Annotated in this window: 23 protein-coding genes; 14 read left to right on the plus strand and 9 right to left on the minus strand. The window is 64.5% G+C overall.

Annotated elements, in window-relative coordinates:
* Position 1 precedes the first annotated feature (1 nt).
* The 3 genes from AC1DX4_RS13735 (at position 2) to AC1DX4_RS13745 (ending at position 2,808) form a co-directional block, all read left to right on the plus strand.
* Positions 2 to 871 carry an ABC transporter permease gene (locus tag AC1DX4_RS13735; protein WP_477220808.1) on the plus strand — a complete coding sequence of 290 codons (870 nt, stop codon included), beginning with the start codon at positions 2 to 4 and terminating at the stop codon, positions 869 to 871.
* Entirely contained in the window at positions 868 to 1,671 is an 804-nt protein-coding gene (locus AC1DX4_RS13740) for an ABC transporter permease (RefSeq protein WP_477220809.1), read from the plus strand. Before AC1DX4_RS13735 ends, AC1DX4_RS13740 begins: the two co-directional genes overlap by 4 nt.
* A gap of 90 nt (positions 1,672 to 1,761) precedes the next feature.
* Entirely contained in the window at positions 1,762 to 2,808 is a 1,047-nt protein-coding gene (locus AC1DX4_RS13745) for an extracellular solute-binding protein (RefSeq protein ID WP_477220810.1), read from the plus strand.
* A 65-nt stretch (positions 2,809 to 2,873) separates the two neighbouring features.
* On the opposite strand, the gene AC1DX4_RS13750 is transcribed toward AC1DX4_RS13745, so the two are convergent.
* Positions 2,874 to 3,575, minus strand: a complete 702-nt coding sequence (locus AC1DX4_RS13750; protein ID WP_477220811.1) for a GntR family transcriptional regulator — start codon at positions 3,573 to 3,575, stop codon at positions 2,874 to 2,876.
* 145 nt (positions 3,576 to 3,720) lie between these two features.
* Here AC1DX4_RS13750 and AC1DX4_RS13755 point away from each other — a divergent pair, with 145 nt between their 5' ends.
* Genes AC1DX4_RS13755 through AC1DX4_RS13765 form a run of 3 tightly spaced genes read left to right on the plus strand, consistent with a single transcriptional unit; the run spans position 3,721 to position 6,444 of the window.
* On the plus strand, positions 3,721 to 4,605 hold the full coding sequence (locus tag AC1DX4_RS13755) for a fumarylacetoacetate hydrolase family protein (RefSeq protein ID WP_477220812.1): 885 nt from the start codon (positions 3,721 to 3,723) through the stop codon (positions 4,603 to 4,605).
* A gap of 28 nt (positions 4,606 to 4,633) precedes the next feature.
* Positions 4,634 to 5,908 carry a metal-dependent hydrolase family protein gene (locus AC1DX4_RS13760; RefSeq protein WP_477220813.1) on the plus strand — a complete coding sequence of 425 codons (1,275 nt, stop codon included), beginning with the start codon at positions 4,634 to 4,636 and terminating at the stop codon, positions 5,906 to 5,908.
* Between the two features lie 11 nt (positions 5,909 to 5,919).
* Positions 5,920 to 6,444, plus strand: coding sequence for a DUF5943 domain-containing protein (locus AC1DX4_RS13765; protein WP_477220814.1), 525 nt, complete (start codon positions 5,920 to 5,922; stop codon positions 6,442 to 6,444).
* 14 nt (positions 6,445 to 6,458) lie between these two features.
* On the opposite strand, the gene AC1DX4_RS13770 is transcribed toward AC1DX4_RS13765, so the two are convergent.
* Complete coding sequence (locus AC1DX4_RS13770; protein WP_477220815.1) at positions 6,459 to 7,445, minus strand: aldo/keto reductase; 987 nt, start codon at positions 7,443 to 7,445, stop codon at positions 6,459 to 6,461.
* Between the two features lie 176 nt (positions 7,446 to 7,621).
* Between AC1DX4_RS13770 and AC1DX4_RS13775 the strand changes: the two genes are divergently transcribed.
* The 5 genes from AC1DX4_RS13775 to AC1DX4_RS13795 all read left to right on the plus strand — a co-directional run bounded on the left by AC1DX4_RS13775 (position 7,622) and on the right by AC1DX4_RS13795 (position 12,222).
* Positions 7,622 to 8,830, plus strand: a complete 1,209-nt coding sequence (locus AC1DX4_RS13775; protein ID WP_477220816.1) for an ABC transporter substrate-binding protein — start codon at positions 7,622 to 7,624, stop codon at positions 8,828 to 8,830.
* 74 nt (positions 8,831 to 8,904) lie between these two features.
* Positions 8,905 to 9,777, plus strand: coding sequence for a branched-chain amino acid ABC transporter permease (locus AC1DX4_RS13780; protein ID WP_477220817.1), 873 nt, complete (start codon positions 8,905 to 8,907; stop codon positions 9,775 to 9,777).
* Positions 9,774 to 10,784, plus strand: coding sequence for a branched-chain amino acid ABC transporter permease (locus AC1DX4_RS13785; RefSeq protein ID WP_477220818.1), 1,011 nt, complete (start codon positions 9,774 to 9,776; stop codon positions 10,782 to 10,784). The genes AC1DX4_RS13780 and AC1DX4_RS13785 overlap by 4 nt, the downstream gene beginning before the upstream one ends.
* A complete protein-coding gene (locus AC1DX4_RS13790) occupies positions 10,781 to 11,503 on the plus strand; it encodes an ABC transporter ATP-binding protein (protein WP_477220819.1) in 723 nt (240 codons plus the stop codon). Before AC1DX4_RS13785 ends, AC1DX4_RS13790 begins: the two co-directional genes overlap by 4 nt.
* The gene (locus AC1DX4_RS13795; RefSeq protein ID WP_477220820.1) at positions 11,500 to 12,222 is read left to right on the plus strand and encodes an ABC transporter ATP-binding protein; all 723 of its coding nucleotides are present in this window, start codon (positions 11,500 to 11,502) and stop codon (positions 12,220 to 12,222) included. The genes AC1DX4_RS13790 and AC1DX4_RS13795 overlap by 4 nt, the downstream gene beginning before the upstream one ends.
* Before the next feature lie 29 nt (positions 12,223 to 12,251).
* Here AC1DX4_RS13795 and AC1DX4_RS13800 read toward each other — a convergent pair whose 3' ends face one another.
* A complete protein-coding gene (locus AC1DX4_RS13800; protein ID WP_477220821.1) occupies positions 12,252 to 12,992 on the minus strand; it encodes a FadR/GntR family transcriptional regulator in 741 nt (246 codons plus the stop codon).
* Positions 12,993 to 13,114: 122 nt separating this feature from the next.
* Between AC1DX4_RS13800 and AC1DX4_RS13805 the strand changes: the two genes are divergently transcribed.
* Positions 13,115 to 14,020: an NAD(P)-dependent oxidoreductase gene (locus AC1DX4_RS13805; RefSeq protein ID WP_477220822.1), complete on the plus strand. Its 906-nt coding sequence runs from the start codon at positions 13,115 to 13,117 to the stop codon at positions 14,018 to 14,020.
* 271 nt (positions 14,021 to 14,291) lie between these two features.
* On the opposite strand, the gene AC1DX4_RS13810 is transcribed toward AC1DX4_RS13805, so the two are convergent.
* Positions 14,292 to 15,095, minus strand: coding sequence for a FadR/GntR family transcriptional regulator (locus tag AC1DX4_RS13810; protein ID WP_477220823.1), 804 nt, complete (start codon positions 15,093 to 15,095; stop codon positions 14,292 to 14,294).
* Between the two features lie 3 nt (positions 15,096 to 15,098).
* Entirely contained in the window at positions 15,099 to 16,541 is a 1,443-nt protein-coding gene (locus AC1DX4_RS13815) for an FAD-binding oxidoreductase (protein WP_477220824.1), read from the minus strand.
* Positions 16,542 to 16,702: 161 nt separating this feature from the next.
* On the opposite strand from AC1DX4_RS13815, the gene gloA reads away from it, so the two are divergent.
* Positions 16,703 to 17,113, plus strand: coding sequence for a lactoylglutathione lyase (gene gloA, locus AC1DX4_RS13820; RefSeq protein WP_019856614.1), 411 nt, complete (start codon positions 16,703 to 16,705; stop codon positions 17,111 to 17,113).
* An 83-nt stretch (positions 17,114 to 17,196) separates the two neighbouring features.
* Here gloA and AC1DX4_RS13825 read toward each other — a convergent pair whose 3' ends face one another.
* From AC1DX4_RS13825 to AC1DX4_RS13840, 4 genes are all read right to left on the minus strand, one after another.
* Positions 17,197 to 18,162 (minus strand): ABC transporter permease, encoded by a 966-nt coding sequence (locus AC1DX4_RS13825; RefSeq protein WP_477220825.1) that lies wholly within the window; start codon positions 18,160 to 18,162, stop codon positions 17,197 to 17,199.
* Positions 18,163 to 18,166: 4 nt separating this feature from the next.
* The gene (locus tag AC1DX4_RS13830; protein WP_477220826.1) at positions 18,167 to 19,669 is read right to left on the minus strand and encodes a sugar ABC transporter ATP-binding protein; all 1,503 of its coding nucleotides are present in this window, start codon (positions 19,667 to 19,669) and stop codon (positions 18,167 to 18,169) included.
* 5 nt (positions 19,670 to 19,674) lie between these two features.
* The gene (locus AC1DX4_RS13835) at positions 19,675 to 20,658 is read right to left on the minus strand and encodes an ABC transporter permease (protein WP_477220827.1); all 984 of its coding nucleotides are present in this window, start codon (positions 20,656 to 20,658) and stop codon (positions 19,675 to 19,677) included.
* A gap of 159 nt (positions 20,659 to 20,817) precedes the next feature.
* Positions 20,818 to 21,894, minus strand: coding sequence for a sugar ABC transporter substrate-binding protein (locus tag AC1DX4_RS13840; RefSeq protein ID WP_477220828.1), 1,077 nt, complete (start codon positions 21,892 to 21,894; stop codon positions 20,818 to 20,820).
* Between the two features lie 216 nt (positions 21,895 to 22,110).
* Between AC1DX4_RS13840 and AC1DX4_RS13845 the strand changes: the two genes are divergently transcribed.
* Positions 22,111 to 23,706: a GMC family oxidoreductase gene (locus AC1DX4_RS13845; protein WP_477220829.1), complete on the plus strand. Its 1,596-nt coding sequence runs from the start codon at positions 22,111 to 22,113 to the stop codon at positions 23,704 to 23,706.
* Positions 23,707 to 23,731 lie beyond the last annotated feature (25 nt).

The raw sequence follows: 23,731 nt of genomic DNA on the forward strand, positions 1-23,731 counted from the left end.
GATGGGTCCGAACCGCACCTGGCTCCTGATTGCGCCAGCCATGCTGGTCATCGGCGTCTTCATGGTGCTGCCGCTGTTCCTGGCGGTCGCCTATTCCTTCATGACCGCCAACCCCTATGGCGGCGTCACCGCGCCGGCGACCTTCGATGCCTATCTGCAATTCCTCTACCAGCGCGATTTCGACGACAGCCTGGTGTTTTCGCCGAGCTATGCGCTGATCATCCTGCGCTCGATCTATCTCGCCATCGCCACCACAATCATCTGCCTCGTGCTTGGCCTTCCCGTGGCCTGGTACATCGTCTGCCAGACGCCGGAGCGCCGGCGCATCCTTCTGTTCGCCGTCACGCTGCCGTTCTGGATCAACACGCTGATCCGCACCTATTGCTGGATCCTGATCCTCCGCGACGAAGGGCTGGCGAACGGCGCGCTGCGCCATGCCGGCATCATCTCCGATCCGCTGCCGTTGCTCTACAATGACGGCTCGATCCTGCTCGGCCTCGTCTACACCTTCCTGCCCTTCATGGTGCTGCCGATCTATTCGACGCTGGAGCGCATCGACCCCCGGCTGATTGAGGCCGCTCACGATCTTTACGCCAGCCGCGCCGCCGTCTTCCGCCGCATCGTCTGGCCGCTGGCAAGGCCCGGTGCGCTGGCTGGCGCCACGCTGGTCTTCGCGCCGGCGTTGGGCTCTTTCCTGGCGCCGGACCTGCTCGGCGGCGGCAAGAAGCTGCTCATCGGCAGCCTGATCCAGATGCAGTTCACCTCATCGCGCAACTGGCCATTTGGCGCGGCACTCTCGACCGTCGTGACGGTCGTCGTGCTGACCGTCTTCGTCATCCGTTCGCGCCGGGTGCAGGAGGACCAGCGATGAATGGCGCCAAACCCTTCGACTGGCGGCATACGCCTGGCCTGTCGGCCTACACCGCGCTGATCTTCGTGTTCTTCTACGCGCCGCTGCTGATCCTGGTGATCTATGCCTTCAATTCGAGCCGGCTGGTCACCGTCTGGGCCGGCTTCAGTTTCAAATGGTTCGTGGCGGTCGCCAACAACGAAGCGATCCGCGATGCCGCCTTCAACAGCGTCATCATCGCCATCGTCGCCACCATCGCCTCGACAGCGATTGCGACGGCCGGCGCCATTGCGCTGGAACGCGGCCGGCTGCGCTTCGGGCGGAGTGCCGCAACCGCGCTGATCGCCATGCCGCTGGTGGTGCCGGAGATCGTCGTGGCGATCACCACGCTGATCTTCTTTTCCGGTCTCGGCATGCATCATGGGCTGATCAATCTGATGATCGCCCACACCGTCTTTTGCATCCCGTTCGCGCTGCTGCCGATCCAGGCGCGGCTGCGCGACATGGGCGGCACGCTGGAGGAGGCCGGCCGCGATCTCTATGCCGACGAGTGGCGGCTGTTCCGACGCGTCACGCTGCCCTTGCTGCTGCCGGCGATCTCGGCCGGCGCCATCATGGCCTTCGTCGTCTCGCTCGATGATTTCCTGATCTCGATGATGGTGTCGAGCGCGGGATCGACCACTTTGCCAGTCTACATCTACGGCATGATGCGGCTTGGCGTGACGCCGGAAGTCAACGCCATCTCCACCATCCTGCTTGCCGTTTCCATCGTCTTCGTCGCCGCGGCCCTGCTCGTTGGACGACGCAACAGATTTGCCTAAACCATGATCCCGAAAAGTGGGAACCGGTTTTCGGAAAAGATCATGGTCAAACAAGAAGTTACAAAGAAACCAGACCAGAGGAGAACGACCGTGACCAAATGGAAAGAAGGACTTTCGGGAATAGCCTTGGCCGCCGCGATGCTCGGCGCAATCACCACCGGCGCGCTCGCTGATGCCGGCGAACTGCATATCTACAACTGGACCGACTACACGTCGGACGAGATGATCAAGAAGTTCGAGGCCGAGACGGGGATCAAGGTCACCATCGACACCTATGATTCCAACGAGACCGCGCTCGCCAAGCTGAGCTCGGGCGCCGCCGGCTACGACGTGATGATCATCAGCAACGACTTCGTGCCGATCTTCGTCAAGCAGAAGCTGTTCCAGGAAGTCGACGCGGCGGCGATGCCGAACTTCAAGAACGTCGATCCGAAATGGCAGCACCGGCCGTGGGATCCGGATGCGAAGTATACTGTGCCATGGGTGTGGGGCACCACCTCCTATTCGGTCGACACAGCCGTCTACAAGGGTCCGACCGACAGTTTGAAGCCGCTCTTCGATCCGCCGGCGGAACTGAAGGGCAAGGTCGGCATGTTCGGCTCGCCGACCGAGGTGATATCGCTGGCGCTGGTCTATCTCGGCAAGGACCAGTGCAACAGCAATCCGGCCGACCTCAAGGAACTCGATGCGTTGCTCGAGGCGCAGAAGCCGTTCGTGAAGGTCTACAATTCCGATGGCATTGTCGAGCGCCAGGTCGCCGGCGAGACGGTCATGCATGAGCAGTGGTCGGGCAAGGCGCTGGCGACACGTCAGCAGAAGTCGACGGTCAAATACGTCTACCCCAAGGAAGGTGTGGTTGGCTGGATGGACAATGTCGCCGTGCCGACCACGGCGCCCAATCTCGACAATGCCAAGAAGTTCCTCAACTTCCTGATGGATCCCGAAAACATCGCGCTGCAGCAGAAATACACCGGCTACCAGAGCGGGATCGCCGGATCGAACAAGCTGCTGGCGCCGGATGTTGGCGGCTCGCCGGAATTCAATCCGCCGGCCGATCTCAAGATCACCTTCGCGCCGTCATGCGACGAGAAGGCAATCCGCGCCTATGACCGGATCTGGACCAATCTGCGCCAGTAGGCCGCGACGCGAAAACGGCGCCCGTTCGCGCGGGCGGCGTCTGTCCGAGGAGATCGAATGAAACGCTACGCCCGCTCGATCGTCTTGCGCGTCGGCAGGTCGTCGGCTTCGGCGGCCAGCAGGATGTCGGTGGTGACAGCCAGATGCGCCGCCAGCAATTCGCATGCCTTCTCCGCATCGCGGTCGAGCACAGCACCGGCGAGGTCTTGATGTTCCTTGCTGATGTTGCGGGCTTTTGGCGCCAGCGAGACCGAGCGGCGGCGGTAACGCTCACTCTGGTCGTAAAGCTGGTCGCGCAGGCGCAGCAGCCAGCGGCTGTCGCAGCCGGCGACCAGCGCCTTGTGGAAGGCCGCGTGCGCGGTCGCCCATTCGTCGCTCGAATGCACCGGATCGTCCGGCGTATGCTCGGGCGTGCGCGACAGCCGGTGGAGGGCGGCGACCAGCTGCGATTCCCAGGCGACATCGCCGACCTCGATGGCGCGGCGAATGCACAAGGTTTCGATCTGGATGCGCGTCTTGGTGAGATCGAGCAGATCCTCCGCCGAGATCGGGGCGGCGCGAAAGCCGCGCTGCGGTTCGGCCACGACGAGGCCTTCGGACGTCAGCCGCGACAAGGCCTCGCGGATGGCGCCGAGGCTGACGGACAGCCTGTCACACAGTTCCTGCACCTTGAGCCGGCTGCCGGGCGCGATCCGGCACGACAGCAGGTCGGCGCGCAGATCCTCATACGCGCCCTGGGTGAGATTGATCGAGCCTTCCCTAGCCATTCGTTTGCCTGCGGGCGAATCCGTCCTTCGAGGGGCCTTGATACATTATCCCAGCGGAAAATCAGAATGCAAAATAATATATTCTCTGTTGACAGATATATAATTTCTCAACAAAGTCCAGTCTTCACGAGCAAGGATGTGGCCAGTGCGATTTGCAGCCTATAAATCGTCGCGGGGACCTGGGCTGGCGATCGCCTTGCCGGCAGGTGAGTTCCGCGGCATCGACGCCAGCGATGCGATGTTTCCCGGGTGGCTGGACGAGCTGATCGCCGAAGGCACACCGGCGCTGCAGGCCGCCGGCGAGAAGCTGGCCTGCGGGCGCAAGGTCGATGCGAAGTCCGTCGAATGGCTGCCGCCGATCGCGAGGCCCGGCAAGATCATCTGCGTCGGCCTGAACTATGTCGACCATTCGATCGAAAGCGGCTTCGTTCCGCCGACCTATCCGACTTTGTTCGCCCGCTTCTCGACCAGCCTGATCGGCCATGGTGCGGCGATCCGCCGGCCGGAGGCCTCGATCCAGCTCGACTATGAGGGCGAGATGGTTGCGGTCATCGGCAAGGCCGGCCGCCACATTGCGCCTAGCCAGGCGCTCAGCCACGTCGCCGGCTATTCCATCTTCAACGACGGCTCGATCCGCGATTTCCAGACCAAGGCGCCGCAATGGACCGTCGGCAAGAATTTCGACGGCACCGGCTCGTTCGGGCCGATCTTCGTCACGGCTGACGAACTGCCGCCGGGCGGCAAGGGCCTGCGCATCCAGACGCGCCTCAACGGCGAGATCGTCCAGAATGCCACGACGGACGACATGATCTTCGATGTCGTCTCGTTGATCTCGATCATCAGCGAGGCGATCACGCTGGAGCCCGGCGACATTCTCGTCACCGGCACGCCGTCCGGCGTCGGCGTGGCGCGCAAGCCGCAGCTGTTCATGAAGCATGGTGACATCTGCGAAGTCGAACTGGAAGGCGTCGGCATCCTGTCCAATGTCGTGGCCGACGACGTCATCGCAGCGCAAGCCGTCAACCAATAACCCTCGCCAACTCCGAAAGGACGAAGTCATGACAAGAGTGATGTTTCGAAATGCCATGATCTGGGACGGCACGGGCGCTGACGCCTATCCGGCCGATCTGCTGGTCGACAATGGCCGCATCGTCACCATCGCGCGCACGCCTGGACAATTGTCGGGCGAGGGCGCGACGACGGTCGAATGCCGCGGCATGACGCTGATGCCGGGCCTTGTCGAAGGCCATGCCCACATCTCCTTCGGCGGCGCGATCAAGGATTCCGATCTCGGCCTGATCCCGCCCGAGGAGCATCTGCTGCTCACCATGCGCAACGCCAAGACCTTGCTCGACCATGGCTTCACCAGCGCCTACAGCGCCGCGACCTCGAAGCTCAGGCTCGACATCGTAATCCGCAATGAAATCAATGCCGGCCGCCTGCCGGGCCCGCGCATGCGTGCCGGCAGCCCGGAAATCACCGTTACCGGCGGTCTCGGCGACGAGCGCCAGCAGCATATGTACCACGAGAGCTTCGGCATGATCGCCGACGGCGTCGAGGAGATCACCAAGGCGGTGCGGCTCTGCTGCCGAGAAGGCGCCGACAACATCAAGATCAACATTTCGGGCGATGATCTCAGCCCCGCCGCGCATGGCGGCCTCACCGTCATGAGCGAGGCCGAGGTGATGACGGCAGTGTCGGTGGCGCGTGACTTCGGCAAGAAGATCAACTGCCATGCCCGTGCCGCCGGTTCGGTCAAGCGCGCGGTGAAGTGCGGCGTCGACGTCATCTACCACTGCGAATCCGCCGACAAGGAGGCGCTCGACGCGCTGGAATCGGCCAAGGACCGCATCTTCGTCGGCCCGGCCATCGGCATCATCTACGGCACGCTCTATGAGGGCGAGCCCTTCGGCTTCACCCATGAGATGGCGGTGAAGTTCGGCATGCAGCGCATCCTCGACGACAGCCGCAAGGTCTACACCGAACTGCGCAAGCGCGGCGTGCGCGCGCTGATCGGCGGCGACTACGGTTTCGCGCAGACGCCGCAAGGCACCAACGCGCGGGATCTAAAACACTTCGTCGACCTGCTGGGATATTCGCCCAGCGAAGCCCTGCAGTGCGGCACGCGGCTCGGCGGCCAGGTGATGGGTCTCGGCGACGAGCTCGGCATGGTCAAGGAGGGCTTCATCGCCGACCTGTTGCTGGTCAATGGCGATCCGCTGAAGGATCTCGACATGATGGTGCATGAGAAGAACCTCATCGTCATCATGAAGGATGGCGAGCTCTACAAGGACCAGTCGGCCTCGGTCGCGTCGCAGCGGCAAGCGGCCTAGGCCTGGGCATCATGCAGCCCACGGTTCCGATCGATGTCGATGAGACGACCGGAATCTGGCGGACCGACGGGCTGCCGATGGTCTATTTGCCCAGGCATTTCCTGGTGAACAATCATCTCGCGGTCGAGGCAGCTCTCGGCCGCGAGGCCTACCGCGCCATCCTGCTGATATCGACGGCGAAATCCGCCATCGAATGGTGCGAGGCGCAGGTGCGCGGCAAGGGCCTCGATCCTGAGGCGACCTTCCGCCACTATTTCCAGCGCCTGTCGCAGCGCGGCTGGGGCCAGTTCTCGATCGACGTGCTGGATACTATCGGCCGTCGCGGCAGCATCAGCCTGCGCAATTCGATCTTCGCCCTCGAGGCCGGGCAGCAGCCTGGCCAGCGCGTCTGCTACATGTTTGAAGGCTTCTTCACCGGCGCCTTCTCATTCCTGCTCGGCATTGCGGATCCGACGGCGGTCGCATGCGAGGAGACCTATTGCGCCTGCGACGGCCAGCATGACCATTGCCGGTTCGATTTCGAAGCCCGGCAATAGCCCGCTGACGCCAATTACCAGCGCTGATGCACGTAAGGCTTGATGTCCTGGTCGTATATGGCCTTCACCTTGCCCATCAGCTCACTTGACAATGGCGCAAGCTCCGCCGCTTCCGCATTGGAAACCGCCTGCGCCGGATTGCGGGCGCCGGGAATGACCACGCTCACCGCGTCGAACATCAGGATCCAGCGCAGCGCGAATTTCGCCATCGTCGTGTCACCCGATACCAGCGGCCGGATCTTCTCGACCGCAGCCAGCCCGACCTCATAGGGCACGCCCGAAAACGTCTCGCCGACATCGAAGGCTTCGCCGTTGCGGTTGAACAGGCGATGGTCGGTGGTCTCGAATTTGGTGTCGGCCTTGAACTTGCCTGAAAGCAACCCGCTGGCCAGCGGTACGCGGGCGATGATGGCCACGTCGTTCTTTTTCGCCTGATCGAAGAACAATTCCGCCGGACGCTGGCGGAAGGCGTTGAAGATGATCTGCACGCTGACGACGCCGGGATATTGCATCGCCTTCAGCGCCTCTTCGACCCGCTCGACGCTGACGCCGTAATTGCGGATCTTGCCTTGCTCGACGAGCCGGTCGAGGCGCTCGAAAACCTCCGGATGATAGTAGAGGTCTGTCAGCGGGCAGTGCAGCTGTACGAGATCGAGCGTGTCCGCCTCGAGATATTTGAGGCTGCGGTCGATCCAGCCGGTCAGGTTCTCCTGGCTGAAGCCCTCGACCGTCTGTGAGGGCAACCGCTTTCCGGCCTTGGTTGCGATGAACGGTCGTTCGCCGCCGCGCTCCTTCATCACCCTGGCGATGAGTTTTTCGGAGCGGCCGTCGCCGTAGACGTCCGCTGTGTCGATAAACGTGACGCCGGCATCGAGGGCTGCATGTAGGGCGGCCACCGCATCGTCGTCATTGACCTCGCCCCAGGCGGCACCGATAGCCCATGAGCCAAAACCGATTTCGCTGACTGATCTGCCGGTGCGGCCGAATTTCCGTGATTGCATCTTGCTGTTCCTGACTGCGGCTTGCCGGCGATTCCGGCTCTGCGATTCTGATTTTCGGGAAGCCTCTTATCGCATGGCAATGCGATTGACATCCCTGTCCGTAAGATTTACCAGATTACAGGGTTGTATGACAACCCGGTAAGACTGCAATCGTTTGGAGTCGGGAGGATCTCAAATTGAAAACCGTTCTTAAACTGGGCGCGGCCCTGTGCCTTGGCGCGCTTGCTCATCCGGCGTGGGCCGAGGACAACATCGTCAAGATCGGCGTCGTCGCCGCCGAGTCTGGCTCGTTCGTTTCCGCCGGCCATACCTTGCCCGCGGGCGTCGGCCTTGCCGTCAAGCAGATCAACGATGCCGGCGGCTTCAAGGTCGGCGGCAAGACCTACAAGCTCGAAATGGTCAAGCGTGACGACCGCACCGATATCGCGACCGCGATCGCCGCGACCCAGGAACTGGTGCGCGACGTCAAGGTGCAGGCGATCTTCGGCTCGGAAACGCATGACTTCACGCTGGCCATGGCCAAGATCACGCAGCCGGCCAAGATCATCCATTTCGCTGGCAATTCGACACTGGCGAAAATCCTCAACCCCGATAGCGTCAAGCCGGGTGGCGAGGACCACTATCTCTTCCAGTCCGAACCGCAGGAATTCCAGCGCTCCGGATCGACCGCACGTGGTGTCCTGTCCCTGCTCGAACCACTGCTCGGCTTCAAGCCGAAAAAGTCGGTGATGATCGTCGGCAACGATGCCACCGGCCAGTTCCTGTCGTCCTACTACTACAAGGCGCTGAAGGCCGAAGGGCAGGACGTGCCGGACATCATCTTCTATCCGCCCGACACGACCGATTTCTCGCCCTTCCTGACGCGGGCCAAGAGCCTCAATCCGGATATCATCCACTTCTGGTACAATGGCGATTCAACGCTGACGGCGCTGCCGCAGGCGCTCGAACTCGGCGCGGCCAAGAGCTATTTCCTGTTCGGCGTCGACCCCGGCATCTGGAAGGAAAAGCAGCTTTCGGCCGATGTGCCGGTGGCGATGAGCTGCGTCCCGGTGTGTTGGGGCGAGTCGTCCAACCCGAAAGCCAAGGCCTATTTCGACGCCTATTTCGCCGCCGGCGCGCCGCACGGCGTGACCTCTTCGGTGTCGCTGCTCTACCATGACTATGTCCACTTCCTGGTCGAAGCCTGGCAGAAGGCCGACAGCTTCGATCCGGACAAGACAGTCGAGGCGCTGTTGACGCTGCACCATCAGGGCGTGGTCTCGGATGATCTGACCTTCAATCCGACGCACCAGGTCACCCATGCCACCGAGGTTTGCGCCGCGGCACCCGGCGGCGCCATCTCCTGCGCCATGCAGCAGCCACCGGCCGAAGCGCCGAAGAGCTGAAGCTTCATCATCCCCGAGTTGGCGGCATCCACCGCCAACTCCCTTTCTTGCAATAAAGGCAGGTCTCGATCGCCGTGGATATTTTCATCCAGCAAATCCTCAACGGCCTTTCCATCGCCAGCGTCATCACGCTCATCGCCATCGGCGTGACCCTGATCTTCGGCCTGACCGGCATCATCAACTTCGCTCATGGCGAGTTCCTGATGATCGGCGGCATCGTCACCTGGCTCGCCGTCAGCGCCGGCCTCGGCTTCCCCTTGGCCGTGGTGCTTTCGATCCTGGCGGTCGGGCTGATGGGCTACATCTTGGAGCGCGGCCTGTTCCGCTTCACGCTGGAGCGGCCGACCAACGGCTTCATCGTCTCGCTTGGCCTCATCGTCGTGTTGCAGCATGTCGTCGTGCTGTTCTGGAATCCCAACCAGAAGAGCATTCCGCGCCCGCTGACCACGGTCTGGGAGATCGGCGGCGTACGCATCGCCTCTGTCCGCGTCATGGTCATCCTGATCACCATCGCAGTGGTGGCGCTGAGCTTCCGTATGATCACCGCCAGCCGCTATGGCCGCGCCTTGCGCGCCAGCGTCGAGGATCGCGACACGGCGGCCCTGATGGGCATTCCCGTGCGCCGCTACATCACCGGCGTGTTCGTGCTCGGCAGCGCGCTGGCTGGCCTTGGCGGCGCCCTGCTGATCGCGCTGTTTCCGATCACCCCGTTCACCGGCGGCACCATGGTGATGAAAGGCTTTGCCGTCGCGTTGATCGGCGGGCTCGGCAACATCTACGGTGCCGTCGCCGCCGGCCTCATCCTCGGCATCGTCGAAGGCTTCAGCGCCGGCTACGGCTTCTCGCAATGGACCGACGCCTATTCCTTCGCCCTGATGATCCTGGTGCTGATCGTGCGACCGCACGGCCTGTTCGGCGGCACCAGCGGACCCCGGATGGCGTCATGAATGCCGGCGCCACTCTCAAGCCGTTGCGCTCCCTTTTGCCGGTGCTGGTCATCCTGGCGCTGATCGCGGCCGTGCCGTTGTTCTCGCCCAGCAACCGCTTCCTGTCGCTGGCGATCTCGGCCGGCATCAACGTCATCGCCCTTTACGGCCTTTCGGTGCTGTTCGGCCAGACCGGCATCCTGTCGATGGGCCATGCCGCACTGGTCGGCGTCGGCGCCTACGCGGCGGCGATCCTGGCGCGGGACTTTGACGTCGGCTTTTGGACCGCGCTGCCGGCGGCCGCCCTTGCCAGTGCTGTCTTCGCCATGATCGTCGGCATTCCATCGCTGCGCGTCGGCGGCCATCACTTCGTCATCATGACCTTCGCCTTCGGCCAGTTGCTGGCCATCGTGCTCACCAATGGCGGCGACTATACCGGCGCTGCGACCGGGCTTGATATCGCCGGTCCGGTCACCCTGTTCGGCGCCGACATGACCGACCTGACGCGCTACTATCTGATGGTCGTTGCCTTCGTGACCATAGCGGCGGTGGCGAGCTGGGCGATCATCCACTCCTCCTATGGCCGCACATTGCGGGCCATCCGCGAAAACGAAAAACTGGCCGCCTCGCTCGGCATCAATGTCGGCCGGCACAAGATCGGCGCCTTCGTTGTCAGCGGCATCTTTGCCGGCATCTCCGGCGTGCTGCTGGCCTATTTCCTCGGCCACATCTCGCCCTCGCAATTCTCGTCCTTCCCCAGCATCTACCTGGCGCTCATGGTGATGATCGGCGGCGCCAGGCTTATCGAGGGGCCGCTCGCCGGCGGCATCCTCGTCGCCTTCCTGCCGGAAGTGCTCAACCTCGATCCGGTGCAGTCGCGCATCGTCTACGGCGTCTGCCTGATCGCGGTGATCATGCTTTTGCCCGACGGGTTGATCGGCGGCATCGTCCGAGCGCTCCGCGCGGCATTTTCGGGCAAGCCGAAACAGGAGACGGAAGAGCGCGACGCAGCGGAGGCGCGGCGATGAGCCCGATCCTGGCGATCAGCGGCCTGAGCAAACAGTTCGGCGGCGTCACCGCACTGGCAGGCGTCGACCTCGCCATCGAAGAGGGCGAAATCCTTGGCGTCGTCGGCCCGAACGGCTCCGGCAAAACGACTTTGTTCAACGTCGTCACCGGCGTCCACAAACCGAGCGGCGGCAGCGTGGCGTTTCGCGGGCAAGACATCACCGGTCTCAAGCCGCACGCCATATCGCGGGCCGGCATCGGCTACACCTTCCAGCAGGCCATGGCCTTTGCCGGGCTTGGTGTGCTGCAGAATGTCCAGATCGCCGGCGAGCACGCGCGGGCGAGGGCGGGCGCCAACCCTTGGCCGACACCGCAGGCGCTGCTCGACTTCGTTGGGTTGAGCGCGCTTGGCGGAGAAAAAGCCGGCGTGCTGCCCTTCGGCAGCCTGCGCCTGCTGGGCTTGGCACTTGCGCTGGCCACGCGGCCGTCGCTGCTGCTGCTCGACGAACCGGCCGCCGGCCTCAACGACCGCGAGACCACGGCCCTGGTCGGGCTTGTCCGCCAGCTTCCCGGCCATGGCATCACGGTTTGCGTCATCGACCACGACATGAAGCTGATGCAGATGCTGTGCCGGCGTCTTGCCGTGCTCGATTTCGGCTCCAAGATCGCCGACGGGCCGACCGATAAGGTGCTTGCCGATCCCAAGGTTCTGGAAGTCTATCTCGGAGGCGACCTGTGAGCCTGCTCGCCGTTTCCGATGTCGTCACCGGCTACGGGCCGACGATCGTCAACCGCGGCGTCTCGTTGACGCTAGCTGAAGGCGAGATCGTCACCATCCTCGGACCGAATGGCGCCGGCAAGTCGACGCTGCTGAAAGCCATCGCTGGCCTGATCAAACCCCGCGCGGGCAGCATTGCTTTCGATGGCGCCGAGGTCACCGGGCTGGCCGCCGATGTCATGGCGAGGCGCGGCGTCGTGCTGGTGCCGGAAGGGCGCAAGATCTTCGTCGACATGACGGTCGAGGAGAATTTGCGGCTTGGCGCCTATGCCCGCCGCGACGAGGCCGCCGTGGAGGCCGATTTCGCAACCATGCTGGCCTTCTTCCCGATCCTCGCCACCAAACGGCGCGACAGGGGCGGCTCGCTGAGCGGCGGCCAGCAGCAGATGCTGGCCATCGCGCGCGGGCTGATGACACGGCCCAGGGTGCTGTTGCTGGACGAGCCGTCGCTCGGCCTGTCACCGCTGCTGGTCAAGGAGATCAAGGCGATCATTCTGGATATCGGCGCGCGCTTCGGCGCCTCGGTGCTGCTGGTCGAGCAGAATGCCGGCCTTGCTCTGGCCGTCGCCTCGCGCGGCTATCTCATGCAGAACGGCCGCATCGTCGTCTCCGGGCCGATCGCCGAATTGCGCGACATGTCGCTGATGCGCGAACTCTATCTCGGCGGAGTAGCCGGATGAGCGGCAAGCAATCAGTCGTGGCTGGCCCCTTAGTCGTGAACAGCCTTGTCGCGCAGATCCTCGAAGCGGGCATAGCTCTTGGTCAAATGGCTGCGCATGGCGCGCCGCGCCGCATTGACATCCCTGGCTTCGATCGCGGCAAGGATGGCGCGATGCTCGCGCTGCATGCGGTCGAGGTATTTTTCCCGCTCGGCCTCCGTCATCCGGTCGAGCCGCGTCCACTGGCGCGGGATCATGGCGCTGCCGAACGTGTCGAACAGCCGGGTGAAATTGGGGTTCTGGGTCGCCGCGAGAATGGCGCGGTGGAAGCCGAAATCCTCTTCCGAGCCGGAGCCGCCGGCCCGCACCGCCGCCTCCAGCGCGTCGAGCCGCGCGCCCATCTGCGCCAGCGCCGCCTCGCTGCGCCGTTCGGCCGCAAGGCCGGTCGCCTCGACCTCGATCCCCATGCGCAATTCCAGAACGCGCAGCACTTCGTCGATCGATTCGAGATCGTCCGGAAGAATGGAAAAGGTCCGGGGCAGGGGATCCTTGGCGACGAAGGCGCCGAGACCCTGGCGGGTAGTGATCAGCCCGCGAGCGCGCAGTGCCGCCAGCGCCTCGCGCACCACGGTGCGGCTCACACCCGTGGCAGCGACGATCTCCTGCTCGGTCGGCAGCCGCTGGCCAGGCGCCAGGTCGCCGGATTCGATCTGCGCGATCAGCGTGTTGACGAGCCCGGTCCGCAGATTGGGCGCCTGCGGTATGGCATCGAAAAGCATGGTTTCCGCCATCGCGCGGGCTCCGGTCCGAGTCTTCGGCAAAGGCCGATTCTTCGGCAAAGGATTGCATCGACAGGTGCCCGCCGCAAGGTGACGAAAGTTGAGCCCGCCGGCGCGGGCCAAAGGAGGATTTTATGAAAGAACGCATTGGCTTCATCGGCTTGGGCAGCATGGGCGCCGGCATGGCCGACAATCTGCTGCGCAAGGGCTGGCCCCTGACCGTCTGCGTGCATCGCAGCCGCGCCGCCGCCGATCGTTTGATCGCAGCCGGCGCCACCGAGGCGGCCAGCCCGCGCAAGCTCGCCGCTGCCTGCGATGTCGTCATCCTCTGCGTCACCGGCTCGCGCGAGGTGGAAATGCTGGTCAAGGGCCCCGACGGGCTGGCCACGGCAGGCAAGCCGTTGCTCATCATCGACTGCTCGACCTCCAATCCGTCGTCGACGACGGCATTGGCCGCAGAGCTGACTGCACAAGGCGTGACGCTGATCGACGCACCGCTGGCGCGCACGCCCAAGGAAGCGGCCGAAGGCAAGCTCGACGTCATGGTCGGCGGCCCGGCCGAAGCCATCGCCCGCGCACGGCCGGTGCTCGAAGCCTTTGCCGCCCGCGTCGTCCACACCGGCCCGACCGGCAGCGGCCACACCATGAAGCTGCTCAACAATTTCGTCTCGATGGGCTATTCCGCGATCTATTCGGAAGCGCTGACGCTGGGCGCCAAGGCCGGCCTGACACCGCAGGTCTTCAACAGCGTCATTTCGGGCAGCCGCATGGATTGCGGCTTCTACCAGGCCTTCTTCGATTTCGTCCTCAACCGCAACGAAAACGCCCAGCGCTTCGCCATCGCCAATGCGCTGAAGGACATGACCTATCTCGCGTCGTTCGCCCAGGCGGCGGGCATCGCCAATCCGATTGGCGCCGCGGTGCGCAACGGCTTTGCCACCGCGGTCACGACAGGCCATGGCGAAAAATTCGTGCCGGCGCTGTCGGACATTGTCGCGGGGCTCAATGGCGTGTCGCTGGTGGAGCCGCCAGAGATTTGACGGAAGGGATGGAATTGCCCCCCCCTTTCTGCCCAAGGGCTGGGCAATCGGATACGGCGCTCCCCCTCTCCGTCTCGGCTTCGCCGAGCCACCTCTCCCCCACTTTGTGGGGGCGAGGAACCCAAGCTTCCCAAAGCCGCGATCTCGGAGATTGGCGTTTCCTCGCCTCCATGAAATGGGGGAGAGGTGGCTCGGCGAAGCCGAGACGGAGAGGGGGCTGGCGCTGCCATACGTGATGGCCCGTTTGAGGGTGTAAGACCGAGTGAAACCGCTACCGCGCAGCCTGCCCGCGCACAGCTTTCCGCAGCCGTGAATGCCGCACCGGAGACGGCACCTCCGGCACCGGAGCCGGCTCTGCCGCCGCCTCCCCCTCATGCAATCCCACCCGCAGCGCCGCACCCGCCAGATGGTCGCGCATCGCTGCTTGCGCGCCCTCGGCGTCGCCGGCACGGATGGCGGTCAGGATGCGCTCGTGCTCGCCCAGCGTAATGCGGGCCATGTCGTCCGACTTCTGCTGGTTGCCGGCGGCGAGAATGCTTTCGCGGACGCGCTCGGAAACGAACACCAGGAACTGGCCCATGTAGCTGTTGCGCGTCGCCTCGGCGACGGTGCGGTGGAATTCGAGGTCGCTTCGCAGCCAGGCGACGCTGCCATAGGGGGCGGCGCGCATACCGGCCAGCGCATCGCCCATCGCGGCGAGATCGGTCTCCGAGCGCCGCTTGGCGGCCAGGGCTGCCGCCTGCACTTCGAGGATACCGCGCAGTTCGAACAGGTTGCGGAAGGAATCGGCGCGCTGCAGCGCCTCATAGTCGATGGTCAGGACCGTCGGGTTGTTGCTCTCGACCACGAAGGCGCCGCGCCCCTGCTGCGACCAGATGCGGCCTTCCGATCGCAGCCTTGCGATCGCCTCGCGCACCACGTTGCGGCTGACGCCGAAGGTGGTCGCCAGCGCCTGCTCGGTCGGCAGCTGGTCGCCGGGCTTGAGGCGCCCCTGCGCGATCTCGCGCGAGATGGAACTCGCCACCAAAGTGGAGAGGTGCGGACCGCGATTGACCTTGTCGAGTTTCAGCGTCATCGCTCACCTATAGTCGACGGCGGATGTGGACGCCAGAATGCGGCCGTTGCTCAATATGTGGCGCGGATCGAAAGCCTCCTTGATGCCGGCGGCAAGATCGAGCGTCACCGGATCGATGCGTTCGAGGAACGCCTTCTGCTTGACCCGGCCGATGCCGTGCTCGGCGCTGATCGAGCCGCCATAGCGGTCGACGACGGCAAAGATCTCCGCCTCGGCCTCTTCGAACAGATGCTCGATCGCTTCAGCGCCCATGCCTTCCGGCGGCACCACATTGAGGTGGATGTTACCGTCACCGACATGGCCATAGGTGACGGCCAGCGCGTCCGGGCGCGCGCGCTGCAATTCGAACAGCGCGTCGGTGACGAAATCGGCGAGTTTCGAGATCGGCACCGAAACGTCGGTGCGCAGATAGCGGCCGCCGCGTCCCTGCCGCTCGACCATGATCTCACGGTAGAGCCACAAGCGCTCGGCCTGGGCCCGCGTCGAGGCGACAATGCCGTCCTCGACGATATCGGCGACGCCGCCGAGAAAACCGAGAAGCATGGCGGACAGGTCGATCAGGCCGCCGGAGGACACCTCGATCAGCACATAGGCCGGGTAGGGCTTGTTGAGCGGATCGGGAAAATCCTTGCCCTCGCGCATGGTGATCTCGATGCCGCCGCGCAGGATCAGTTCGAAGGCGGTGAGCAGGTCGCTGCAATCGCGCCGGGCGCGGGCATAGAGCGCCATCGCGTCCTCGACCGAGCGTAAGCCCACCAGCGCGGTCTCGATCTGCGTCGGCTTGGGGAACAGCTTCAGCGCGGCGGCGGTGACGATGCCGAGCGTGCCTTCCGAGCCGATGAAGATCTGCTTGAGGTCGTAGCCGCGATTGTCCTTGCGCAGCACTTTCAGCCCGTTCCAGATCCGGCCGTCGGCCAGCACCACTTCGAGGCCGAGCACAAGGTCGCGCGTCATGCCGTAGCGCAGCACGTTGAAGCCGCCGGCATTGGTGGCGACATTGCCGCCGATGCGGCAGCTTCCCTGTGCGCCGAAGGTGATCGGCAAAAGGCAGTCGCTCTCCTCGGCGGCGCGCTTGGCGTCCTCGAGGATGCAGCCGGCCTCGACCACCATGGCGAAGTCGATCGGGCTGATCGAGCGGATACTGTTCATGCGCTCCAGCGAGATGACGATCTCGCCGCCATCGGCCGCCACCGCCGCACCGACAAGTCCGGTCAGGCCACCTTGCGGCACGACGGGAATGCGCTCGGCATGGCAGTGCCGCATCAACGCCGACATTTCCTCGACCGAAGACGGCCGCGCCACCGCCAGCGGCCGGCCGAAATGGTCGCCGGACCAGTCGCGGCTGTAGCGCGCCAGATCCTCGTCCGCGGTCAGCAACCCGCCATTCGGCAACACGCCGGCCAGGGCTGCGATCAGCGATGCGGAGGTTGGCGGCACGGCATTCATGAATTGACTCTGGACCCCTGGGGAAAACGACTGGACAACCACCGTTCTTGTCGTGTTATCATACAACCCTGATTTAGAACATCAAGCGAAGCCACGTTGCCATCAAGCGTTTGATGTGGAAGATCAGACCAGCAAATCCCTGAATTCGGAGGACTTACCCAATGAGCGACGCCCCGGGCTTTCGCTATATGCACACCATGATCAGGGTGCTCGACCTCGACAAGTCGATTGCCTTCTACACCGAGGTCCTCGGCATGACCTTGCTGCGCCGCGACGACTATCCCGGCGGAAAGTTCACCAACGCCTTTGTCGGCTATGGGCCGGAGGACAAGGAGGCCGTCGTCGAGCTGACTTTGAACTGGGGCAGGGAAGAGCCCTATGAGATCGGCACCGGCTTCGGCCACCTGGCGCTCGGCGTCAACGACATCTACGCCGTCTGCGCCGAACTCGAAAAGCGTGGCGCCAAGATCCCGCGCAAGCCCGGGCCGATGCAGCATGGCACCACCCACATCGCCTTCGTCGAAGACCCGGACGGCTACAAGATCGAACTGATCGGCCTCGACACGATGTGATCTAACCAAGCGGGGTCGCATCGGGCTTGTGATGCGACCCCGTCCTGTCCGCGCTGGCTTGGGAGGCGGTGCGGATCGAGCTGTCACTTGATGACCGCGATCTTGCTGCGGTCGATGGTGATGGCGACGGCGGCGATGAGCACCGCGCCGAACACCATGTTTTCCAGGAAAATGTTGACGCCGACGAAGGTCATGCCGATGCGCACGATCGAGATGATCAGCGCGCCGACGGCGGTGCGCGCCACGCCGCCCAGCCCGCCGGTTATGGCGGTGCCGCCGACGATGACGGCGGCAATGGCCGGCAAAAGCAACTGGTTGGCCAGCACCGGCGAGCCGCTCGACAGTCTGGCTGCCAGCACCACGCCGGCGACAGCGGCCAGCATGCCGGATGCGGCAAAGGCGATGATTTTGGTGCGGTCGACATTGATGCCAGCCGCCCAGGCGGCCGGTTCGCCGGCGCCGACCGCGATCGCCTGGCGGCCGAAGCGCGTGTAGCGCAGCGCCAGGAAGGCGGCGATGCCGATGACCGCCGAAATCAGCACCACCACCGGCACGCCGGCAACTGTGGCGTTGATCCAGGCGGTGTTTTCGCGGCCCGCTTCCTCGATGGTGATGGCGCGACCGTTGGAGACCCAGAGCGCCAGGCCGGTGACGACACCGCCGGTGGCGAGCGTCGCCACGAAGGACGGCACGCGCAGCTTGACATGGACGATGCCGCTCAACGCTCCGAAGGCAAGGCCGGACAGGATCGCCACAGGGAAGGCGGCAAGCCCGAGCGAAGGCAGCAACTGCGCCAGGATGACGCTCGCCAGCGAGGCCACCGCCTGGATCGACAGGTCGATGCCGCCAAGCAGGATAGCGAAGGTGACGCCGGTGGCCAGGATGAACAGCACGGCGGTGTTGGCAAAGAGCAGCGCCACCGTCTCGCCGGTCAGGAAGCCGGGCGCGGCGATCTCGATGATCAGCAACAGGGCGACAAGCAGGACCAGCGGAATGGCGCCTTGCGTCCACTTGCCCTCGAAGATCTGCCTGATGGAGGTTTCGTTCATCGGCTCATACCATCGCTCGCAACAAATCGACCTGGTTCGGCTTCTTGCCCGGGCTGGCGTCGAAGCGGGCGGTGATCTCGCCGTCGCGCATCACCAGCACCTGGTGCGACAGGCCGATGGTTTCCTCCAGCGTGTCGGAAATCAAAAGGATCGCCACGCCTTGCGCGGAGAGATCGCGCACCAGCTCGTAGACCTCTTCCTTGGCGCCGACATCGAGGCCGCGCGTCGGATGGTCGAGCACCAGGATGCGCGAGCCCGCCGTCATCCAGCGCGCCAGCACCACCTTCTGCTGGTTGCCGCCGCTGAGCTTGCGGCAGGCGGCATCGGGGCCGGGCGCCTTGATGCGCAGCCGTTTGATCCAGTCGGCGGCCAGCCGGCGCTCCTTGCCATAGTCGATCGCGCCATGGCGCGTGACGCTGGAGAGATCGGCCAGCGAAATGTTCTCGGCGATCGACAGGAACATCACCAGCCCTTCGAGCCGCCGCTCGCGCGGCACATAGCCGATCCCCTTGCGCACCGCCGGCTCCGGCGAGGCGAACCGCACGGCATCGCCGGCGATTTTCATTTCGCCGGCATCGTGCTGCAGGAAGCCGCCGATGGTGCGCGTCACCTCCTCGCGGCCGGAGCCGACGACGCCGGCAATGCCGACGATCTCGCCGGCCCGGATCTTCAGGTCGACGCCGTGATAGGCACCGTTGGCGCCCAGCCCCTTGGCCTCGACCATGACCGTGTCGCGCGGCGCCAGCTGGCGGGCCTCGCGGTAATATTCGGCCTGCAGGCCGCGCCCGACCATGATCTCGTGCAATTCCGGCGCAGTGACCTCGGCCGCGCGGTGTTCGGCGACGACCGCGCCATCCTTCATCGTGTAGACGCGGTCTGAAATCGCCAGCACCTCATCGAGACGGTGCGAGACGAAGACGAAGCTGGCGCGCGATTTGAGCGAGCGCACGCGCGCGAACAGCACCTCGATGTCGGCGGCATTGAGTACCGAGGTCGGCTCGTCGAGCAGGATAAGCAACTGCCGTTCGACCACTTCCTCCAAGGTCAGCGCCTTGGCCAGCTCGACCATCTGGCGCGCCGCGAAGGTGAGTTCGGAGGTGCGCGCCGTGACATCGATGTCGATGCCGATCTTGGCCAGCTGACGGCGCGCCGCGGCGTTCATGGCGCGCCAGTTGACGATGCCGAAGCGGGTGAAGCGGTCTTCCTCGCCGAGATAGATGTTTTCGGCGACGGTCAGATTGAGCACCAGCGACTGTTCCTGAAACACCATGCCGATGCCATGCTTCGCGGCGTCGCGCGGACTGCGCATGCGCAGCTGTTCGCCGTCCAGCGTCAGGCTGCCGCCATCCGGCCGGTAGCTGCCGGCCAGCACGCGCATCAGCGTCGATTTGCCGGCGCCGTTCTCGCCGATCAGCCCGACCACCTCGTTGGGCCGGACCTCGATCGAGACATCGCGCAAGGCCTGGACGCCGGGAAAGTTCTTGATGATGCCGGATGCGCTCAGCATGGCGTTCACTTCACGATTCTGAGGCGAACGCGGTCGAGCGACAGCGCCACGGCGGCGATGATCATCAGGCCCTGCACCGTCTGCTGGATATAGGGCGAGATGCCGAGCAGGATCATGCCGTTGGCAAGCACGGTGACGATCAGCACGCCGATCAGCGTGTTGACGACGCCGCCTTCGCCGCCGGTCAGCGCCGTGCCGCCGACGACGACGGCGGTGACGGCGGCAAACAGCCTGCCGTCGCCGATGACCGCGTGCGACTGGCCAAGCTGCGCCGCAGCAAGCACGCCCGATATGCCGAAGAAGAAACCGGCCAGCGCAAAGGCGGTGATGCGCACGCGCACCACGTTGACGCCGGAGAGCTTGGCGACGTCCTCGTCGCCGCCGATCGCCAATATGTGGCGGCCGAGCTTGGTGTGGTACTGGATGACAGCGGCGAGCAGGAAAGCGCCAAATGCGACCCAGACCGCCACCGGCAAGCCAAGGAAACGGTGCAATGCCAGGTCGCGGATCGAGGCGTCGTTGAGCCGGATCGCCGAGCCGCCCAGCATATAGACCGACAGGCCAAGGCCGATGAACCACATGCCGAGCGTCGCCATGAAGGAGGGGATGCGCAGCATGGTCTGGACGAGACCGCTGACGAAGCCCATGGCGGTGCCGGCGATGATTGCGGCGAGCACCGCCCACCAGCCATAATCATTGCCGTTCGCGTCATTGGCGGCGAGCAGCACCACCACCATGGCCGACACCGACAGCGTGCCCTCGACCGAAAGGTCGATGCTGCCCATCAGGATGATGAAGGTCAGCCCCATCGCCAGCGTCAGCGGCACGGCGGCCGAATTGGCAAGCCGCACAAGGTTGCGCAATTCGATGAAATTGGGATTGGCGATGGCGATGAGCACGCACAGCACGATCAGCACCGCTAGCGGCGCCAGGCTGCGCCAGCGCCTGCCACCGAACACAGTGGCGATGCGGCCGGGAAGATCTGTCATAAGCGTCGTCCGCTCGATGTCCGAAACGGACTTCAGGGGTTCTGTATGGATTGTCAAGAAACCGCTTCCCGTCTGCTGATGACAGCCGTCGCGACAAGGGGATCGCGACGGCTGCGGGAGGAAGCGGGCCACCAGGGAGATGCGGCCCGCTTCGGTTGATCAGGTCCGGATCGCTCCGGTGACCCGGCCCCACAGATCGTTCCAGTCGATCTCCGGTTTGGCATCGACATTGGTCTTGTAATATTCCTCGACATTGTCGTGCGAGATCAGCACCGCCTTGCCGTAGAATTCGCGGTGTTCCGGCGGCTCCTTGGTCGGATCGAACTTGCCGATCTTGGCGTTGTAGCCGATGGCCAGACCCATGCCGCCCTGCCAGAACGGATCCGAGGTGACGGTGCAGGCGAACTCGCCGGTGCGCACCGCGTCGACCGCCGTCTTGATGCCGTCGACGCCGACGATCGGCACCTTGCCGGCGAGGTTTTCGGCCCGCAGCGCTTCCAGCGCGCCGGAACCCATATCGTCATTGGCGGCCCAGATGCCCTTGATGTCGTCGCCGAAGCGGGTGAGCAGATTGCCCATCAGGTCGAAGGCCTCGGTCGATTTCCAGTTGGCGACCTGGAAGTCGAGCAGCTTGATGTCGGGATTGGCGGCCAGCGCCGCGTCGAGGCCCTTCTTGCGTTCGATCGCCGCCGTGGTCGAGATCAGGCCGCCGAGTGCGACGATGCCGCCCTTGCCGCCGATGGTCTTGAACAGGATCTCGGCGATGGTCTTGCCGCTTTCGATGCCGTCGAACTCGATGTGCGAGACATAGTTCGGGTTGAAGTCCTTTGGGTGCAGGTCGGAAGGCTTGTTCCATTGCGTCACCACATAGGCGCCGGCCTTGGCGCAGGCCTCGACGATCGGGCGCGCATCAGGCGTGTCGTTGGGGTCGGAATTGAGCACCATGTTGCCGCCGGTCTTGGCCAGCATCGCCTTGATGTCGGCGATGCCTTTCTCGCTGTTGCCTTCCGAAACCAGCGTGACATGTTCGAGCCCGGCCCATTTGGCGTAGGCCTCGGCGCCGGTCTTCCACACCGCGTGATAGGGGTTGGAGAGCGAGCGGATCGACGTCACCAGCGTCGGCTTTTCCTGCGCGCGCAACACGCTCGGCATGGCGAGCGCCGCCACGCCAGCGGTGGCGCCTATCATCAGCGTCCGGCGGCTGACCGAAAGCGTCAAGTCTGTCTTGTCCTTCATATTCAAAACCTCCCGATTGAAATCTGTTTCCCGCCCGGCGGCATGCGCGGGGGAGCGCGGCCGGGCCTCCGATCGATGGGTTGCCAAGTTCCTCCACTTGTACGACAACCCTTCAACACGATAACCATACCCTTTCTCTTGACGCGGCACAAGCGACTTGAGATCGTTGCGTAGAGGAGAGCAGGGCAATGATTTCGCGCTGCCAAGGGAGTGAGAATGTCTGACTACATCATCGTCGGCGGCGGCTCGGCCGGCTGCATCCTGGCTGCCAGGCTAAGCGAGGATCCGGACGTGTCGGTGACCTTGCTCGAGGCCGGCCCGCCCGACACCGATCGCTACATCCATTTGCCGGTCGGCTTCTTCAAGATGACGGCGGGGCCGCTGATCTGGGGCTATGACACGGCGCCCGGCAAGGCCATCGACGGCCGCACCATGGTCTATCCGCAAGCGCGGGTGCTGGGCGGCGGCTCCTCGATCAACGCCCAGGTCTTCACCCGCGGTTGCCCGCAGGATTACGACGGCTGGGCGGCTGACAATGGCTGTGCGGGCTGGAGCTATGCCGAGGTGCTGCCCTACTTCATCCGCTCCGAGGGAAACGACACCTTCGCCGGCCCGCAGCACGGCATCGACGGCCCGCTCGGCGTTTCCAGCGGCGCGCCGCATCCGCTGACCCGCATCTTCGTCAAGGCGGCGCAGCAGGCGGGCCTGCCGTTCCGCGCCGACTTCAACGCCGGCCAGCAGGAAGGCACCGGCTTCTACCAGACGACGACGCGCCAGGGGAAACGCTCGAGCACCGCCGTCGCTTATCTCAAGCCGGCGCTTGGCCGCAGGAATTTGACGCTGCGCACCGACGCCACGGTCAGCCGCATCGTCGTCGAGAATGGCCGCGCCATCGGTGTCGAGATCATAGTCAACGGCCGCACCGAGTTGTTGCGTGCCGAGCGCGAGGTGATCGTCACCGCCGGCGCCGTCGGCTCGCCGAAGCTGCTGATGTTGTCCGGCATCGGCCCGGCCGCGCATCTTGGCGAGCATGGCATCAAGGTCGTCCACGATCTCGCCGCCGTCGGCCAGAACCTGCACGATCACATGGATGTCGACGTCGTCGCCGAACTCAACGGACCGCATGGCATCGACCGCTACAAGAAGAAGCGCTGGCAGGCTGTCGCCGGCCTCGAATATGCGTTGTTCGGCAAGGGGCCGGTGGCTTCCAACATCGTCGAAGCCGGCGGCTTCTGGTGGGGCGACCGCGCGGAGAAGACGCCCGATATCCAGTTCCATTTCCTGCCCGGCGCCGGCGTCGAGGAAGGCATCGGCTCGGTCCCCGGCGGCAATGGCTGCACGCTGAATAGCTACCATGTCCGGCCTCGCTCGCGCGGCAGTGTCACGCTCAAATCGGCGGATTTGCGCGACAAGCCGTTCATCGATCCCAACCCGTTTGCCGAACGCTATGATCTGGAGCGCGCCATCGACGGCATCGAGATCAGCCGCGAGATCCTGTCTCAGCCGGCTTTTTCGAAATACATCAGCCGCGAGCACCTTCCGGGCGTGGCCATGCAGGGGCGCGCAGCACTCGAAGCCTTCGCCCGCGAGCATGGACGCAGCGCCTACCATCCGGTCGGCTCCTGCCGGATGGGCGGCGATGCCGGGAGCGTGGTCGATCCCGAGCTGCGTTTGCGCGGACTGCAAGGCCTGCGCGTCTGCGACAGCTCGATCATGCCAAGCATCGTGTCGTCCAACACCAACGCCGCCGTCATCATGATCGCCGAGAAGGCGGCGGATTTGATCGTGGGGCGGAAGCTGCCGACGGCATAGGCAGGACGATAACCGCGAACTGCAG

The sequence above is a fragment of the Mesorhizobium sp. P3_A8 genome, assembly GCF_056402995.1.